We start from the raw sequence: 16,791 nt of genomic DNA on the forward strand, positions 1-16,791 counted from the left end.
TGTTAGAATAGCTAAAATTTATTGACGAAAGTTGAGTTATGCAAGAAGAGAATCAGCAGTCATCTGACCCGAAACAAGCGAATCAATCGCCAGACTGGGCCATTCGTACGGTAGAAAAGATTGCACTGGCCGGTCTGCAAGAGCAGAAGTCCGCCAGACGTTGGTCAGTGTTGTTCAAGTCACTGACTTTTATTTACCTGTTTTTCTTGCTCATGACGTTTCTGGGTTGGGTGGGTCAAAACAAAAATGCCTCTACCGCACACACGGCCCTGATTGACCTCTCCGGAGTGATTGAAGCGGGCGGGGCGGTGAATGCCGATGCCGTGATCAGCAGCCTGAACGACGCCTATGACAACAAAGGCACCAAAGGCATTATTTTGCGCATTAACAGCCCAGGTGGTAGTCCGGTACAGGCTGGCATTATTAATGACGAAATTCATCGTCAGCGCAAATTGCATCCGGAAATCCCGGTGTATGCGGTGGTGGAAGACATTTGTGCGTCCGGTGGCTATTATATTGCGGTGGCCGCTGACAAGATTTTTGTCGATAAGGCCAGTATCGTTGGTTCTATCGGCGTCCTCATGGATGGCTATGGCTTTACCGAAGTCATGAAAAAAGTCGGCGTTGAGCGCCGCCTGATGACCGCCGGATCTAATAAAGGCATGCTGGACCCATTTTCACCGGTGAATCCAAAGCAACAAGCCCTTGCGCAAAGCATGCTGGATCAGATTCACCAGCAGTTTATTACGGTCGTGCGTGAGGGTCGAGGCAGTCGCCTGAAGGAAAATGAAGACACCTTTAGTGGTTTGTTCTGGAATGGTGAGGAAAGTATCAAGTTGGGCCTGGCAGATGCACAAGGTAGTGCTGAGTATGTCGCACGCGAAGTAATCAAGGAATCTGATATTGTTGATTTTACTTATCAGGAAACTGTGGTGGATCGTTTTGCCAAAAAATTGGGTGCCAGCATGGCGCAGGAGCTGGGCGTCAGCGCCAAGCAACTGTTACCGACACTGCGATAACCTGGGCAATATATAAAAAGGGACCGCATGGTCCCTTTTTTATTGTCAGTATATTTAACTCACTCAGGCGAAATGAGATGCTTACACAATCACTGGTCACAGTGCGGCCGATCACTTTACAAGATTATGATTGCTGGTGCCTGTTATATGGCGCTTATGCCGCGTTTTATGCGTTCAGCCAGACGCAAGCCATGCGCGAGCACGTTTGGCAATGGTTGCAGCAATCCCCGCCCGTCATCTATGCTTTGGTGGCCGTGAATGCAGAAGGCGAGATATTGGGTTTTTTACATTATCGGCTATTTGCGCGGCCATTAGCGGCATCAATCGGCGCGTATGTGGATGATTTGTTTGTGGTGCCGGAGGCCAGGGGGCAAGGGGTTGCGCAGCAGTTAATTCAGGCGGTTGCCCATATTGGGCGGGAAAATAAGTGGTCAGTGATTCGCTGGATGACTGCGTCAGATAACCTGCGTGCACGAGCCTGTTATGACAAACTGGCTGAACACACGTATTGGCAAACCTATGAGATTAAATTGTGAAATTAAATTGCCGGTGAAATTAAATTTACAGAAACTAATTGTCTCAATAAACAGCAAAAACTGTGGTGAGCAAGGCGTTGCCCACCATGTCAGTATTATTTTTTAGTTTTATTCTGCTCGTTGCGCTGTTTCAATTTGGCGCGCATTTCGTTCTTGCGACGGCGCATGGTGACCAGGCCTTCGCCTTTTTTGCGTTCATCTTCCTGTTTGTCGAACGGGTTTTCGCCTTGGTGATATTGCACACGTAACGGCGTACCTACCAGTTGGAAGGCTTTGCGGAAAATGCCTTCCAGGTAGCGGGTATAGCTGGCTTTGACGCCATCGACGTGATTACCGTGCACCACCACAATCGGCGGATTGCTGCCACCCTGGTGGGCGTAACGCAGTTTTGGGCGGATGCCTTTGCTAATGGGCGGCTGGTGTTGCGTTGTCGCTTCTCCCAGCACGCGTGTCAGCTGAGGGGTTGCCAGTTTAGCCATGGCGGCCTTGAAGGCCACATCTACTGAGCCCAGTAATTCATTCAGGCCTTTTTTACGCAGGGCTGAAATATAGTGGAACTTGGCAAAGTCGAGGAACTGTAATTTACGGTCGATTTCACGCTTGATCCACTCGCGCTCATCATCCTGCAGGCCATCCCATTTGTTAATGGCAACCACCAGTGCGCGACCGGCATCGACAATGTAAGCTGCGACGTGCGCATCTTGCTCGGTAATGCCATCCTTGGCATCGACGACCAGAATAGCCACATTGGCATCTTCAATCGCCTGCATGGTTTTGATGACGGAGAATTTTTCAATGGCTTCGAACACTTTGCCGCGTTTGCGCACACCGGCCGTATCAATAATCGTGTATTGCTTGCCGTTCTTTTCAAGCGCGATTTCGATGGAGTCGCGTGTGGTGCCGGGCTGGTCAAAAGCAATCACGCGATCTTCGCCCAGCAAGGCGTTCACCAGCGTTGATTTACCAACGTTGGGGCGGCCGACAATGGCGATTCTTGGCGTGTCATGATTCACCGGTTCGGCGGCTTCAGGCTCTTTTTCGCTGATAGTTTCCAGTGCCAGCTCGATCAGGTCGCGTACGCCTTCACCGTGCGCAGAGGAAATAGACAACGGATCACCCATGCCCAGCTCATGAAAGTCTGCGCTGACAATGGCTTTGCGCATGCCTTCGGTTTTGTTCACGGCGAGCAGGATAGGGCGCTGTGCCTTACGCAAGGTTTGCGCAATGGTAAATTCTTGTGGCGTCAGACCCGCGCGTGCATCGACCAAAAAGATAATCACATCGGCTTCGTCGATTGCCAGCAGAGTTTGCTTGGCCATTTCTTTGAGAATGCCGGTGTCTGCCGTTGGCTCAAAGCCGCCGGTATCAATCACCAGGTAGGGTTGGCTGGCGCCCAGGCCGCGGCCATAGTGACGGTCTCTGGTTAATCCAGGCAGGTCAGCCACGAGCGCATCGCGTGACCGGGTCAAGCGATTGAATAAAGTAGATTTGCCGACATTGGGTCGGCCAACAAGTACGATGGTAGGTAGCATTATTTGTATGTGACTGCGTAAAGGTGGCCGTCACGCGATTGCGCAAAGAATTGATTGGCATTGCTGCCCGCAATCAGTGACATAATGGGTTTGGAACCCAACTGCAGGCGGCCAACAAAGCTGCCATCATCCTGGCTAAGTAAATGGATATACCCTTCGAGATCGCCGACAGCGACCACATTGCTCAATGGCAGCGGGACGGTCAGGTTGCGGTAGCCGAGGTTCCCCTGGCGCCAGAAGGTTTTGCCATTGGTGCTGTCCAGTGAGTAGACAGAGCCCATGGTATGGCTTAAATACACTTTATTATTATCTTCGGTCAGGCCGACATAGCTGGAAATATCGCGGTTCCATACCACCTGGCCGCGCTGGCGGTCAACGGCGGCCACTTTACCCTGATAAGCGACAACATACACGACCGGCCCATCGACAAACGGCAGGCTGGTGATATCAGCAATACGCTCGATTTCTGTCACGCCTTTGGGTTGGGCCACGGTGGCTTCCCAGACCAGTTTGCCATTGTCAGCACGAATCGCGACCAGTTTTCCGCCTGGAAACCCGGCATACACGGCGCCGCTATCGACGACAATGCCAGCTTGCGTTTTAAGTGACAGTGAAGGGGTTGCGCGTTCATAGGACCATTTGCGGCGGCCATCGGCGGCATCAATGCCGTAAATATGATGGTCGCTGGTGCGGACAATCACCGTGCCATCGTAATAACGTGGCTGTCCTTGTACTTCGCTACTGAGGACGGCACTCCATAATTTTTTACCGTTGACATTTAACGCAAACAAATGACCTTTGCTGGTGCCGACCAATACCAGGCCGCCACCCAGGCCTGCGCCACTGCTAATAGGCTCACCGAGTTCGGTTTCCCAGATGGTTTTGCCGGTTTCAGCTGACAGTTGCATGACGCTGCCTTCAGCGTTGACCGCATAAATCAGGTTGTCTGCTAGCACTGGCGCATAGGTAAAGCGGCCAGGGTTCCCTACATCCACAGACCATTGGATACGGGTTTCATAAGAGGACTTGATCTCTTCCAGCTCGACAGGCGGATTGGCCGGTTCTGCACCAAAAATGCTTTCACTGAGGTTGGTTTTAACATCATTGAATGCCGTGCACGCAGACAGTCCGCTGCCAAGCAGGAACAAGGCGGCTAGCGTCGCATGTTTAAGGGATTGCGGCTGGTGGCGCAGAGCAGGAAAGAGAGACCTCATTGGCAATTACCCCAAGGCATCCAGCTTTTGCTGGGTCAGGTAAAACAGTTTGCCTTCAGGGTCCAGGCCTTGCAATGCTTTGTTATAAGCGTCTTTGGCTTCTTTCTCTTGCTTGTTGGCAATGTAAATGTCACCAAGCAATGCGTTTTTAATGCCATCAAAGCCTTTGTCATCAATCGCCGACAAGGTTTTCTTGGCGTCATCCAACGCGTTACGTTCAATTTGCAAGCCGGCAACTTCAACGGCTGCCATGTGTTTGATGGCAGGCTCTTTGGCTTCTGCCATGGCCCAGCGTAATTGCTTTTCGGCGGCTTCGGATTGGTTGGCTTCATGCAATGCACGCGCAGCAAACAGGGCAGCACGGCCAGCATACGGTGTCATGCTGTAATCTGCTTCAATGGCTTCAGCGTCTTTGCTGATCTGTTCGGCTTTTTTGCTATCTACGTCCAGCAATGGGGTGCTGACCAGCGTTTGGTAGGCGGTTGAGGCGGCAGTTGCCTTGCTGTTCATCCAGGATTGGTAACCTTGCCAGCCACCATAAGCCACAGCCGCGGCGATCACCAGGCGGGTGACCAGTTTTCCATTTTTGTTCCACCAGGCTCTAAACTCGTCCAGTTGTTCCTGTTCTTCCAAATCGTATGCCATTGCAATGTTCCTGCGTATTCTTATTGAATGAGGGTGAGATTAAGCGGTTATAGCGCGTAGCCCATGGCCGGGAATCGCGCTAAGTAACTGTTGTGTATATTTTTGCTGGGGAGCATTATAAATGGTTTCTACGCTTCCTTGCTCAATTACTTTGCCTTTTTGCATCACCAGTACGTCGTCGGCAATGTGCCTGACCACGCGTAAATCGTGGGTGATAAACAAATAACTGAGTCCCATTTCCTGCTGTAGTTGCTTGAGCAAAAGCAATATCTGCGCTTGTACTGACACATCCAGTGCGGATACCGGTTCGTCACAAACCAGCAATTTTGGTTGCAAAATAAGCGCACGGGCTATACCAATACGCTGGCGCTGGCCGCCGGAAAACTGATGCGGATACTTGCGCGCATCATCCGCGTGCAGCCCAACCTTTTCCAGCATCTGTACGACGCTGTCATGTTGTTGCTGCGCATTGCCGATACGATGGATGACCAGGCCTTCCGCAATAATGTCGCCAATGCGCATTCTCGGGTTCAGCGAGGCAAACGGATCCTGAAATACCATTTGGATATGGCGGCGTGCGGTGCGCAGGGCGCTCTTATCCAGCGCCAAAAAATCCTGGCCGTCAAAAATCACTTCGCCACTATCTAATGGCAGCAAGCGCAAAATACCGCGTGCCAGCGTCGATTTGCCACTGCCGGATTCCCCAACCACGGCCAGCGTCGTACCGCGTTTGAGTTGCAGGTTGACATCAGCCAAGGCATGTATGGTATGGCTATTGAGCCCCAGCGTGCCTGTGCGTTGGCTGTAGGTTTTATTGAGGTGGCGTGCTTGCAGCAATATATCCGTCATGGTGACTCCATCAGGCGGGCGCAAGCCAGTCGTAAGTCATGGGCTGTAGTACTTTTTTGCCTTCGGCATCGGGCACGCAGGCCAGCAGGGCGCGGGTGTAAGGATGTTGCGGCGATTGTAATACTTGCGCCACGCTGCCGGATTCGACGATTTCACCGCGGAACATGACGATGACTTCGTCTGCAATGTCAGCGACTACGCCAAAATCATGGGTGATAAACAGCATGGCCATGTGCAGGCGGGTTTTTAAATCGTCCAGCAGGCGTAATACCTGCGCCTGTACCGTGACATCCAGTGCCGTGGTGGGTTCGTCTGCAATGAGTAAGGCAGGTTCGCAGGCAATGCTCATGGCAATCATCACGCGCTGGCGCTGGCCACCAGAGAGCTCGTCGGGATAGCTGTCTGCGCGCGCTGGGTCTATGCCGACTTGTTCCAGCAAGGCAGCGACTTTTTGTTTAAGCGCCTGGCCTTTGAGTCCCAGATGTGTTTGCAATGGCTCGCCGATTTGAAAGCCTATGGTCAGCACTGGGTTGAGTGACGTCATCGGCTCCTGGAAAATCATGGCCATTTGCCGACCACGCAGACGTTGCATGGCGGTTTCACTCAACTGGCTGATGTCCTGGCCCTGAAAGAACACTTGTCCTTGCATGCGCAGTTGCGGTGAAAGCAGTTTCATCACACTCAGCGCAGTCAGGCTTTTGCCACTGCCGGATTCGCCGACGATGCAAGTGGTTTTGCCTCTTTGCAGCGCGAAAGACACCTGCTTGACCAGTGTGCGCTCAGGCGCATGGGCTGGCGAGATGCTGAGTTGATCGATGCGTAAAATTTCAGTCATTCGATGTTATACACCACGGTGACTACCACACGGGCAATTTTATCCACGGTGGATTTGTCATAAATGCCACCGTAGCTCTTGTCGCTGTCTTCACCACCTGTCGCAGGCAAGATATAAAACGCGCCCTGGCTGGCTGATTTCATAACGCCTACTTTCACGCCATCCTGCTTCACGAATTCGGTCGCGCGCGTACGGGCATTTTTAGTCGCATCAGCAATCAGTGACATTTTGACGGTTTCCAGATTGCTGACCAGGTATTCGGGTGGTTGGGAGGTGACTGGATGGTTATCGGCGCGCAAGGTTAAAATGGCCTGATTGGCTGCCGCGATTTTCTTGAGGTCTTTGCTGCTGATATGCACGCTTTGATAGCCCTCAAAACCGCGTTGTACCTGGCGTGGGCTGTCGTGGATATATTCTTCTTCGTAATGCGGCCCCAGTGTTTGCACATCTACCGTGCGCATGCTGGCATCCAGGCCTTGCAGGTCGAGAAAGTTTGCCAGAACGGCACGCTCACGGTCTATGGCTTGCAGGGTTTCTGCCTGCGTGGGCGCGACCACACCGATGTTAATCGTCCATTGCGCTCGATCTGCCTTGACTGGTTTTTCTGCCAGGCCCTTCACGGTAATGGATTGCTGGCTGGAAACGGCATGTTTTGCCTGCACGCCCAGAATAAAGGCTGCCGATGCCATGCCCACTGCCAGAAGCAGGCCCAATGCCGTCATGGCATTAAAAAAGTGTTTTTGCTCTGACATCTGGCCTCCTGTGGCGTGAAGCGATTAACTGGATTGAACGATGCTCAACACCTGATCAAGTTTAACGCGTGCTTGTTCGCCCTGTCCCAGCATGGGCTTCAGGCTGAGCTCGTTCGCGGCGGCTTCGTCATCGCCCAGAATGGCGGCAAATTTGGCACCGCTGCGGTCGGCTTTTTTCATTTGTGATTTAAAGCTGCCACCACCGGCGTGCAGCACCACACTTAAGCCCATGCTACGCAGGCTTTCGGCGATGGTAAAGGCTTTTTGTTCGGCCAGTTCACCGACATTGACCAGGTAAATATCCGCCTGGTTGGCGGCGGTCACGCCGTATTCTTGCATGAGCAGGAACACACGTTCCAGGCCAATGCCAAAGCCGCAGGCCGGAGTCGCATTACCGCCGATGCGCTCTACCAGGGTGTCGTAACGGCCACCGCCAGCAATCGTACCCTGGGCACCCAGCTTGGTCGTCACCCATTCAAACACGGTGCGGTTGTAGTAATCAAGGCCGCGCACCAATCTATGGTTAATGGTATACGCAATCCCCGCATGGTCGAGCAGGGCGCGTAATTGCGCAAAGTGCTGCTTGGAAGTCTCTCCCAGGCAATCCATTAGTTTAGGCGCGGCTTCGCACATGGCTTGCATGCGCGGGTTCTTGGTATCCAGAATGCGCAAAGGATTGCTATGCAAACGGCGCTTGGCATCTTCATCCAGCAAGTCTGCATGCTGCTCAAAATAGGCAATCAGTGTTTGGCGATATTGCGCCCGCTCGTCCGCATCACCGATGCTGTTTAACTGTAATTCAACGTCGGTTATGCCCAGGGCTTGCCACAAGCGTGCCAATAACACGATTTGTTCGGCATCGACATCCGGGCCATCAAAGCCAAAAGCCTCGACGCCAATCTGGTGGAACTGACGCTGGCGGCCTTTTTGCACGTTTTCGTGGCGGAACATCGGGCCCATATACCACAGGCGCTGTGGGCCATTGTAGGTGAGGTTATGCTCAACCACGGCACGCACGCAACCGGCGGTGCCTTCTGGGCGCAGGGTCAATTTGTCGCCATTGAGCTTGTCTTCCCAGGCATACATTTCTTTTTCAACAATATCAGTATGTTCGCCGACACTGCGCACAAACAGTTCAGTCGGTTCGACCAGTGGCATACGGATATTGTTGTAACCATACTGACCCAAAATGCGGCGGGCAGTATCTTCGAGTTTAAACCAGAGTGGGGTGGCTTCCGGCAAGATGTCGTAGAAGCCTTTGATAGATTGAAATTTTTGCGTCATAAACTAAATAGCAACGATAGGAATCACGCTGGCTTTGGCAGCGCGTAGCTTGCCACCTTCGGCGTAGTGCGTGCGGACATATTCGTCCACAATGTCTTGAAATTCTTCGGCAATATGGTCGCCCTTGAGAGTGACGGTTTTCTCGCCATCGACAAAGACGGGTGCGACTGGGGTTTCGCCTGTGCCTGGCAAGCTGATGCCGATATTGGCCAATTTGGACTCACCGGGACCATTGACCACGCAGCCCATCACGGCCACATTGAGGGTTTCCACACCAGGGTATTGCGCGCGCCAGACCGGCATCTGGGTGCGTAGCCAGGTTTGGATTTGCAACGCCAGCTCTTGAAAATAGGTGCTGGTGGTGCGGCCACAACCTGGGCAAGCGGTCACCAAGGGGGTAAACGAGCGTATGCCCATGGTTTGCAAAATCTCTTGAGCAACCACGACTTCCTTGGTGCGGGATTCTCCAGGCTCAGGCGTGAGTGACACGCGTATGGTGTCGCCTATGCCTTGTTGCAGCAAAATGGCCAGGGCAGCGGTGGAGGCGACTACGCCTTTGGAGCCCATGCCTGCTTCGGTCAGGCCCAGATGCAAAGGGTAGTCGCAACGTTTGCCCAGCTCCTGATATACCAGGACCAAGTCTTGCACATTGCTCACTTTGCAAGAAATAATGATTTGATTGGGATTTAAACCCAGGTCTACTGCTTGTTGTGCGCTTTCAAGCGCAGACTGAATCAAGGCTTCACGCATCAAGGCATCGGCAGATAAAGGATTGGCGGCTTTGCCGTTGTCATCCATCATTTGTGCCATTTTTGCCTGGTCCAGGCTGCCCCAGTTCACGCCGATGCGCACAGCTTTTTTGTAGTGGATGGCGGCTTCAATCATGGCGGCAAACTGTTCGTCACGCTTGCTGCCTTTGCCGACGTTGCCAGGGTTGATACGGTATTTAGCCAGTGCCTCAGCGCAGTCAGGATAAGCTTGCAGCAACTTGTGGCCGTTAAAGTGAAAGTCACCCACCAATGGTACATGGCAACCCAAGGCATCCAGGCCTTTGCGAATGGTGGAGACCTGGGCGGCAGCTTCGGCGCTGTTTACGGTAATGCGCACCACTTCTGAACCGGCTTGCCACAGCTCGTATACCTGAGCAATGGTGCCCGCAGCATCGGCGGTATCAGTATTGGTCATACTCTGCACGACGACCGGGGAGACGATCGTGCCATCCAGGCCGCCACCGACTGCCACATGGCCGACCATTACCTGACGGGTGTTTCTACGGGATATCATGGTTATTTCAATTGAATGCGTGCCACGCGGCCACGGGTAGCCTGGGTTAAATCATAAGGCTGGTTATCAATGGTCAATTGGGTGCCGCTGGCATGGCCTACAGTAATGTTGACTGGTTTTTCAGTCGTGACCTGGCGCTCGGAACCTGCGGGCATGACTTCGCTAAAGACTTTTTTACCTTGCAGGTCTTCAATACGCACCCAGGAGTCTTCATTGACTTTAAATACCAGGCTGGCTTTTTGCGGCTCGCTTGCCTGTAATGTCGTGCCTTCTGCTGCCTGCGTGGTGGCTGGTGTCGGTGTGCTGACAATGGTGTTATTTGTCACCGAGTTGTTCGCAGGGAATGCCGTTGTTGCATTTGCGCTTGCATCATTGCCAGTCGTTGCTGGAGCAACTGCAGAATTATCCACGGCTGCTGCGCTGGCATCTACATTTTGCGCCGCCGGTGCTACAGGGGCAATGTCAGTTGGCGCGGGCGTTGCTTCAGGCACAGGAATCGGGATTTCCTGCCCAGTGGTCTCAGCAATCTCATCCACATCCAAGGCCAAAGCCGCATCTTTTAAGGCTTGTGGCTTAATATGGTTAATATAAAAATACGCTGCAATGCCTGCCAATACCAGAAAAATCAGGAATGTCAGCAATCGTTGCGGACGGAATCCTGGCGCTGGCTGATCTATCACTGACCGGCTGGCGTTGGAGCGCACGCTCAGTGGCAGCGGTGCTTTATTGGGCACAATGCGTTGATAGGCCTCAAGAATCGGGTTGACGTCAATATTGAGCAAGCGGGCGTAGTTGCGAATAAAGCCACGCACAATACTTGGCTGTGGCAGCTTGTCAAAGTCATCCTGTTCAATGGCCTGGATCTGTTTGAGGCCTAGTCTCAACTGGCTACACACCTCATGAATACTCAGGCCTTGCGCCTCGCGCGCTGCTTTCAGCACGTTGCCGCAACCAGAGCCATAGGCCAGCGTGGCACTGGCGGGTTGTGGTGCGCTTTCCAAGGCCATGGCTGCGCCATATTCTTCGGGGGCGTCCAGGTGTTCGGCAGCGGTGGCCTGCGTTACATCACTGCTGGCTTGCGCCTGTTGGCTATCCATTTGCTGGCTCTCTATGCCCTGGCTTTCCATGGCGACCTGATAGGCCTGCTCAGGGGCAGGCTCGGTCACCGTTTTGCGTTTGCGACCACGTTTAGGTTTGTCTGCTGCCTCTGCCGGTACAGGGTTGACGTTGGTTTTGTCTTCTGACGTCACGCGCATTTACTCCATTTTCAGCAATTGTTTGGTTTCGTTGGCATTCGGGAACAATTTATGCAATTGCACACTGTAGTAGCTGGCATCATCCGGCATGTGTAATGCACGGCAAATGCGTACTGCCAAAAATAATGACTCTGGTGTGGGGGCAACGTTCACACTATTTTGCAAGGTATTCAGTGCCAGCGCTGGTTCGCCACGTGAAAATTGCAGGTTGGCCAGTTGATAAGCACTGGCGTGTGCCAATGGATCAACTTGCAAAGCCTGGAAGAAATAGTTTTCTGCCTGTGTTTTTTGCTGTGCGCGCAACGCACACACGCCTGCGTTGTAAAGCGCCACTTGCGGAGTTTTGTAGAGCGGGTTTTTCACCGCCTGCATAAACTCTTTTTGTGAGGCGTCATATTTACCCTGGTCGCACAAGAAGCGGCCATAGTTGTTATGCGATTCGGAGTTAGCTGGTTGTAACTGGATAGCGCGTTTAAACGCTTCTTCAGCGCGGCCTTGTTCGCCAATCGCCGCATACACCAGGCCCAGGCCATTGTAAGCCAGCGCATAGTTTGGGCTACGCTCAATCGCGGTGTTAAATTCTTCCAGCGCCACTTCGTAACGTCTGAGGCGGAAATACTCAGCCCCTAACTCGGTATGAACGCGAGCAGATTCCACATCGCCAGTTTCGCGGCCTATGGGTTGCTGGTCATACGGAGAGTTATTGCTACTAGACGACGGGTTTTGTGCACAACCCGCCAGCCACAGCGCAGAGGCCAAGGTAAGCATGACCGCGGATGGCGTGAAGAAGGTTGTTTTCATGGCTTACTGTTCCGGATGAATCGCGATGGTTTTTTCTGACCGTTTGGTTTTGTCCAATACTTTGCCTGCGAGTTGTCCGCAGGCCGCATCAATATCATCGCCACGCGTTTTACGGACGGTGACGACAAACCCAGCCTGCATTAACATATCACGAAACGCGCGTACCTGCATCGGTTTGGAAGTGCCGTAGCCGCTGTTCGGGAACGGGTTAAAAGGAATCAGGTTAAATTTGCACGGCACATTGCGCACAATATTAATCAGTTGCTTGGCGTGTTCCAGCGTGTCGTTCACACCGTCCAGCATCACATATTCAAACGTCACAAAGTCGCGCGGTGCCTTGACCAGATAGCGCTCGCACGCAGCCATCAGGTCTTTGATCGGGTATTTCTTGTTGATCGGCACGATTTCGTCGCGCAGGGCGTCGTTAGGCGCATGCAATGACACCGCCAGGGCTACCGGACAGTCTTCTTTCAAACGGTCCATGGCTGGCACCATGCCGCTGGTCGATAAGGTGACGCGGCGGCGGCTGAGACCGTAGGCGCTGTCATCGAGCATGATTTGCATGGCGGTGACGACATTGTCGTAGTTGGCCAGTGGCTCGCCCATACCCATCATCACCACGTTGGAGATAATACGTTCGCCGGGCGGCAGCAAATCGTAGCCGGGCGCCTGGCGCAAGGCGTGATTAGCGATCCACAACTGGCCAATGATTTCGGAGACGTTTAAGTTACGGTTAAAACCCTGGCGGCCGGTACTGCAAAACGTACATTCCAGAGCACAGCCCACCTGGCTGGAAATGCACAACGTGCCACGGTCATCTTCAGGGATAAAGACGGTTTCTACGCTATTGGCAGTGCCGTCTTTAAGGTTGTTGGTGCCGACCAGCCATTTGCGTGTGCCATCATCAGACACTTGCTCCAGCTGAATGTCAGGCAATTTGAATTCGGTTTCCTGACGCAGTTTTTCGCGCAGGGTTTTGGCAATATCGGTCATCTGGTCGAGGTCTAGTACCCCGAAATGATGCATCCAGCGCATTAATTGCTTGGCGCGAAAAGGCTTCTCGCCGAGACTTGCAAAGTACTCGGCGAGTTGCGGTTGGTTAAGATTGAGTAAATTAACCGGATTCATTTCTTATACCAAAATCAATTAAGCTTCTAAATGAGACAAGGCGCGCGTAAAAAATGATGACGCCACATACATATGCGTATGCAAGGAAATCATTTTTTGCAAGCAACGCCGTATCATGACGAAGATTAGTTGATTAACCGAAGAAGTATTTGATTTCGATCGCTGCATTTTCCAGTGAGTCGGAACCGTGCACAGCGTTCGCATCAATGCTTTCAGCGAAGTCAGCACGAATCGTGCCTGGCGCTGCATCTTTAGGGTTGGTTGCACCCATCAGTTCGCGGTGTTTCAACACAGCGTTTTCGCCTTCCAGTGCTTGAATCATCACTGGACCGGAAATCATGAACTTCACCAGGTCGTTGAAGAAAGGACGCTCTTTGTGCACAGCGTAAAAGCCTTCAGCTTCAGCTTGTGTCAATTGCGTGAATTTAGCAGCCACGATTTTCAAACCGGCGTTTTCAAAACGGGTGTAGATTTGACCAATCACGTTTTTTGCAACTGCGTCTGGTTTGATAATGCTGAGTGTGCGCTCTAAAGCCATGAGAACTCCAATAAGTTAATTAACAAGAAAACAAACGAGCATTCTACTATTTTTAACGTGATTGATAAACCGCATTGATATATCTAAGTGATGACTTTTGTCAGTTTATTGCTTTAAATAGCAGGCATTCATTGCTTTATTTTTTTTATCTATCCAACATAGATGTTTTATGATGTGTTGGTTTCCAACGATCACGTGTATATTCGTTTTCAATAAATGGACGATCAAAACGAGAGACCTCATAAGCCATGACAAATCAACAAGACAGTATGCATGCATGCCCGGCCTGTGGCTTGCTATGTGACGATATTTCGGGGGATGCCATTGCCAGGCAGCAATTTTCGTGTGGCAAGGCAGCAAAATTCTATGCGCGGGTCAGCACGGGCGCACAACCACAGATTGCCGGACGCGCTGCGTCGCTGACAGACGCGGTTGCTGCCGCGGTTGCCGTGCTCAAGCAGGCAAACACACCACTGGTGGCTGGTAGTAGTACCGATGTGCATGGCGCGCGCGCCTTGGTGCGCCTGGCCCAGCAGACTGGTTCAGCGATGACACACATGAACGCCAGCAGCACGCTGCGCAATATGAAAGTGTTGCAGCACCGCGGCTGGCAAACCACCACGCTGACCGAGGTACGTAACCGTGCAGATGTCATCCTGATGATAGGCACCGATGTGGTGACCCACAATACGCGTTTCTTTGATCGCATCGTTTGGGTGGATGACGCCATGTTTACCGACCCTGCTGCGCGCAAGATTATTTACCTGGGTGGCGATAAGTTGAGTACCAAACCGGGTGTGTCACCCGATGGTCGTGCGCCGGAAGTGATCGCGTGTGCTGCTGAGCATTTACCCGAGGTAGTAGCGACTTTGCGAGCATTGGTGATGGATAAACCAGTGACGGCGGCCTCAGTGGCCGGTATTGCCGTCAGCACCTTAAAAACATTGGCTGATACCTTGAAGGCAGCTAAATATGCCACGCTGGTCTGGGTGTCTAAAGACCTGCATTACGACCATGCTGAACTCACCATTGAAAATATTACCGAAACCGTGGTCGCGCTCAACCAGAAGAGCCGCGCCATGGGCTTGTCGTTAGGTGGTAGCGATGGCGACACCAGCGTCAATTATGCGCATACCTGGCTCAACGGCGTCATTATTGATGCACCTGAGTGGGAGAGCCATGATGCGGTCGTGTGGGTGAATAGTTACAGCCCGGACGCCATGCCACCGGCTGGCACGGGCCCGGTCATTGTACTGGGCGCGCCTGACAGCCAGTTTGATGCCACGCCTGCTGTATTTATTCCAGTGGCGACGCCAGGGCTGGATTGTAATGGCCAGCAGTTCCGCGTCGATGGTTCTGTGACCTTGCCGCTGACTGCTGCCAAACCTTCCGATTTGCCGACTTTATCGCAAGTGGTGGCTCTGATAGAAGCCCAATTACAAGGAGATTTGGCATGATTACGCTACTCAAAAATGCCAAAGTGATAGACCCTGCCAACCACAAAGATGGCGTGGTGCAGGATATTTATATTCGCGATGGCCGTATTATTGCCAAACCGGCTGACAGTGAAAAAATCGGCCAGGTGCATGACCTGAATGGCAAGATCGTCATGGCTGGTGCCATAGACATGCACAGCCATATTGGTGGCGGCAAAGTGAATATTGCGCGTATGCTGCTGCCAGAATATCAGGCCATGCGTCGCCTGGAAGAGCCGGAAGCACATATCTGCGGCGCCAACTGTAGTCATCATGCGACACCGAATACCACCGATACTGGCATGCGCTATATCGAAATGGGTTACACCGCCGCATTTGAGCCTGCCATTTTGGCCGTGAATGCGCGTCAGGCACATATGGAAATGGGTGATACGCCCATGATCGACAAAGGCGGCTACGCCATGTTGGGCAATGACGATTACTTTTTACGTTTGCTCAGCCAGAATGCTGACCAGAAAACCATTAACGATTACGTGGCCTGGACGCTGCATGCGACACAAACCATAGGCATTAAAGTGGTCAATCCGGGCGGTATTTCTGCCTTTAAATTCAATGAGCGTCGCCAGGATTTAGACCAGCAGCACAGCCATTACCACATCACGCCGCGCCGTATTTTGCAGGCCTTAAGCCGTGCGGTGAACGAGATTGGCATTGCCAAGCCTTTGCATGTGCACTGTAATAACCTGGGCGTGGCGGGTAACTTCCAGACCACTTTAGACACCATGGGCGCAAGCGATGGCTTACCCATGCATCTCACGCATATCCAGTTTCACAGCTACGGCACAGAGGGCGATAAAAAGTTTTCTTCTGCCGCGGCCAATATTGCTGAGGCGATCAATAGCAATAAACATATCACTGCCGATGTTGGCCAGATCCTGTTCGGGCAAACCGTGACGGCTTCTGGCGATAACATGATGCAGCATTTAAATGCCAAAGTCGCCAACCCGAAAAAGTCAGTGATTATGGACATTGAATGTGATGCCGGTTGTGGCGTGGTACCGTTTAAATATCGCGACCAGAACTATGTGAATGCCTTGCAGTGGGCGATTGGCCTCGAGGTGTTTTTAAGTGTAGATGACCCTTGGCGCGTGTTTTTAACCACTGACCACCCGAACGGCGCACCGTTTACCAGCTATCCGCACCTGATTCGCTTGCTTATGGACAAAACCTTCCGTAACGATGCGTTTGACAAGCTCAACCTGGATGCGCAAGCCATGAGCAACCTGAAGTCGCTGGACCGTGAATATAGCTTGTATGAAATCGCCACCATGACACGTTCAGCGCCAGCCAAGTTGATCGGCCTGCAAGACCGTGGGCATTTGGGCGTAGGTGCGGCGGCTGATATTACGGTGTATACCGACCAGGCCGACAAAGAAGCCATGTTTGCCAAGCCAGACCTGGTGTTTAAAGACGGCGAGCTGGTGGTGAAAGAGGGCAAAGTGGTGAAGGTGGTGTGGGGTGCAACGCATACTGCCAAACCAGCATTTGATGTGGGCGTGGAAAAAGACATCAAACAGTATTTTGACCGCTACCACACCATGCAAATGAACAACTTTAAAATTTCGAATGACCATATTGCGGAAGATGGCCGCAACCATGTCATTAACCATGCGCAGGGGTAA

The 16,791-nt window shown here is 52.4% G+C and carries 16 protein-coding genes; 4 read left to right on the top strand and 12 right to left on the bottom strand.

The window, feature by feature from the left end; translation table 11 throughout:
- Nucleotides 1–38: 38 nt before the first annotated feature.
- The gene (locus tag INP78_RS08530; RefSeq protein ID WP_194741796.1) at nt 39–1,019 is read left to right on the top strand and encodes a S49 family peptidase; all 981 of its coding nucleotides are present in this window, start codon (nt 39–41) and stop codon (nt 1,017–1,019) included.
- Nucleotides 1,020–1,096: 77 nt separating this feature from the next.
- Nucleotides 1,097–1,555 carry a GNAT family N-acetyltransferase gene (locus tag INP78_RS08535; protein WP_194741797.1) on the top strand — a complete coding sequence of 153 codons (459 nt, stop codon included), beginning with the start codon at nt 1,097–1,099 and terminating at the stop codon, nt 1,553–1,555.
- 95 nt (nt 1,556–1,650) lie between these two features.
- On the opposite strand, the gene der is transcribed toward INP78_RS08535, so the two are convergent.
- The 12 genes from der to ndk all read right to left on the bottom strand — a co-directional run bounded on the left by der (nt 1,651) and on the right by ndk (nt 13,673).
- Nucleotides 1,651–3,087 carry a ribosome biogenesis GTPase Der gene (gene der / locus INP78_RS08540; RefSeq protein ID WP_194741798.1) on the bottom strand — a complete coding sequence of 479 codons (1,437 nt, stop codon included), beginning with the start codon at nt 3,085–3,087 and terminating at the stop codon, nt 1,651–1,653.
- Nucleotides 3,087–4,301: an outer membrane protein assembly factor BamB gene (gene bamB, locus INP78_RS08545; RefSeq protein ID WP_194741799.1), complete on the bottom strand. Its 1,215-nt coding sequence runs from the start codon at nt 4,299–4,301 to the stop codon at nt 3,087–3,089. Before bamB ends, der begins: the two co-directional genes overlap by 1 nt.
- Before the next feature lie 6 nt (nt 4,302–4,307).
- The gene (locus INP78_RS08550) at nt 4,308–4,946 is read right to left on the bottom strand and encodes a tetratricopeptide repeat protein (RefSeq protein WP_194741800.1); all 639 of its coding nucleotides are present in this window, start codon (nt 4,944–4,946) and stop codon (nt 4,308–4,310) included.
- A gap of 39 nt (nt 4,947–4,985) precedes the next feature.
- Complete coding sequence (locus tag INP78_RS08555; protein WP_194741801.1) at nt 4,986–5,795, bottom strand: ATP-binding cassette domain-containing protein; 810 nt, start codon at nt 5,793–5,795, stop codon at nt 4,986–4,988.
- A gap of 10 nt (nt 5,796–5,805) precedes the next feature.
- Entirely contained in the window at nt 5,806–6,630 is an 825-nt protein-coding gene (locus INP78_RS08560; protein ID WP_194741802.1) for an ABC transporter ATP-binding protein, read from the bottom strand.
- The gene (locus tag INP78_RS08565) at nt 6,627–7,382 is read right to left on the bottom strand and encodes an SIMPL domain-containing protein (protein WP_194741803.1); all 756 of its coding nucleotides are present in this window, start codon (nt 7,380–7,382) and stop codon (nt 6,627–6,629) included. Before INP78_RS08565 ends, INP78_RS08560 begins: the two co-directional genes overlap by 4 nt.
- Before the next feature lie 24 nt (nt 7,383–7,406).
- Nucleotides 7,407–8,666, bottom strand: a complete 1,260-nt coding sequence (gene hisS / locus INP78_RS08570) for a histidine--tRNA ligase (protein ID WP_194741804.1) — start codon at nt 8,664–8,666, stop codon at nt 7,407–7,409.
- 3 nt (nt 8,667–8,669) lie between these two features.
- Complete coding sequence (gene ispG / locus INP78_RS08575; RefSeq protein ID WP_194741805.1) at nt 8,670–9,950, bottom strand: flavodoxin-dependent (E)-4-hydroxy-3-methylbut-2-enyl-diphosphate synthase; 1,281 nt, start codon at nt 9,948–9,950, stop codon at nt 8,670–8,672.
- A 2-nt stretch (nt 9,951–9,952) separates the two neighbouring features.
- Nucleotides 9,953–11,206: a RodZ domain-containing protein gene (locus tag INP78_RS08580; protein WP_194741806.1), complete on the bottom strand. Its 1,254-nt coding sequence runs from the start codon at nt 11,204–11,206 to the stop codon at nt 9,953–9,955.
- Complete coding sequence (pilW, locus tag INP78_RS08585) at nt 11,207–12,007, bottom strand: type IV pilus biogenesis/stability protein PilW (protein WP_194741807.1); 801 nt, start codon at nt 12,005–12,007, stop codon at nt 11,207–11,209.
- Nucleotides 12,008–12,010: 3 nt separating this feature from the next.
- Entirely contained in the window at nt 12,011–13,135 is a 1,125-nt protein-coding gene (gene rlmN / locus INP78_RS08590; RefSeq protein WP_194741808.1) for a 23S rRNA (adenine(2503)-C(2))-methyltransferase RlmN, read from the bottom strand.
- Nucleotides 13,136–13,268: 133 nt separating this feature from the next.
- Nucleotides 13,269–13,673: a nucleoside-diphosphate kinase gene (gene ndk, locus INP78_RS08595; protein ID WP_055825381.1), complete on the bottom strand. Its 405-nt coding sequence runs from the start codon at nt 13,671–13,673 to the stop codon at nt 13,269–13,271.
- A 248-nt stretch (nt 13,674–13,921) separates the two neighbouring features.
- On the opposite strand from ndk, the gene INP78_RS08600 reads away from it, so the two are divergent.
- Complete coding sequence (locus INP78_RS08600) at nt 13,922–15,130, top strand: formylmethanofuran dehydrogenase (RefSeq protein ID WP_194741809.1); 1,209 nt, start codon at nt 13,922–13,924, stop codon at nt 15,128–15,130.
- Nucleotides 15,127–16,791: a formylmethanofuran dehydrogenase subunit A gene (locus INP78_RS08605; RefSeq protein ID WP_194741810.1), complete on the top strand. Its 1,665-nt coding sequence runs from the start codon at nt 15,127–15,129 to the stop codon at nt 16,789–16,791. Before INP78_RS08600 ends, INP78_RS08605 begins: the two co-directional genes overlap by 4 nt.

The organism is Methylophilus sp. 14 (assembly GCF_015354345.1).
In the GTDB taxonomy this organism is placed as follows: domain Bacteria; phylum Pseudomonadota; class Gammaproteobacteria; order Burkholderiales; family Methylophilaceae; genus Methylophilus.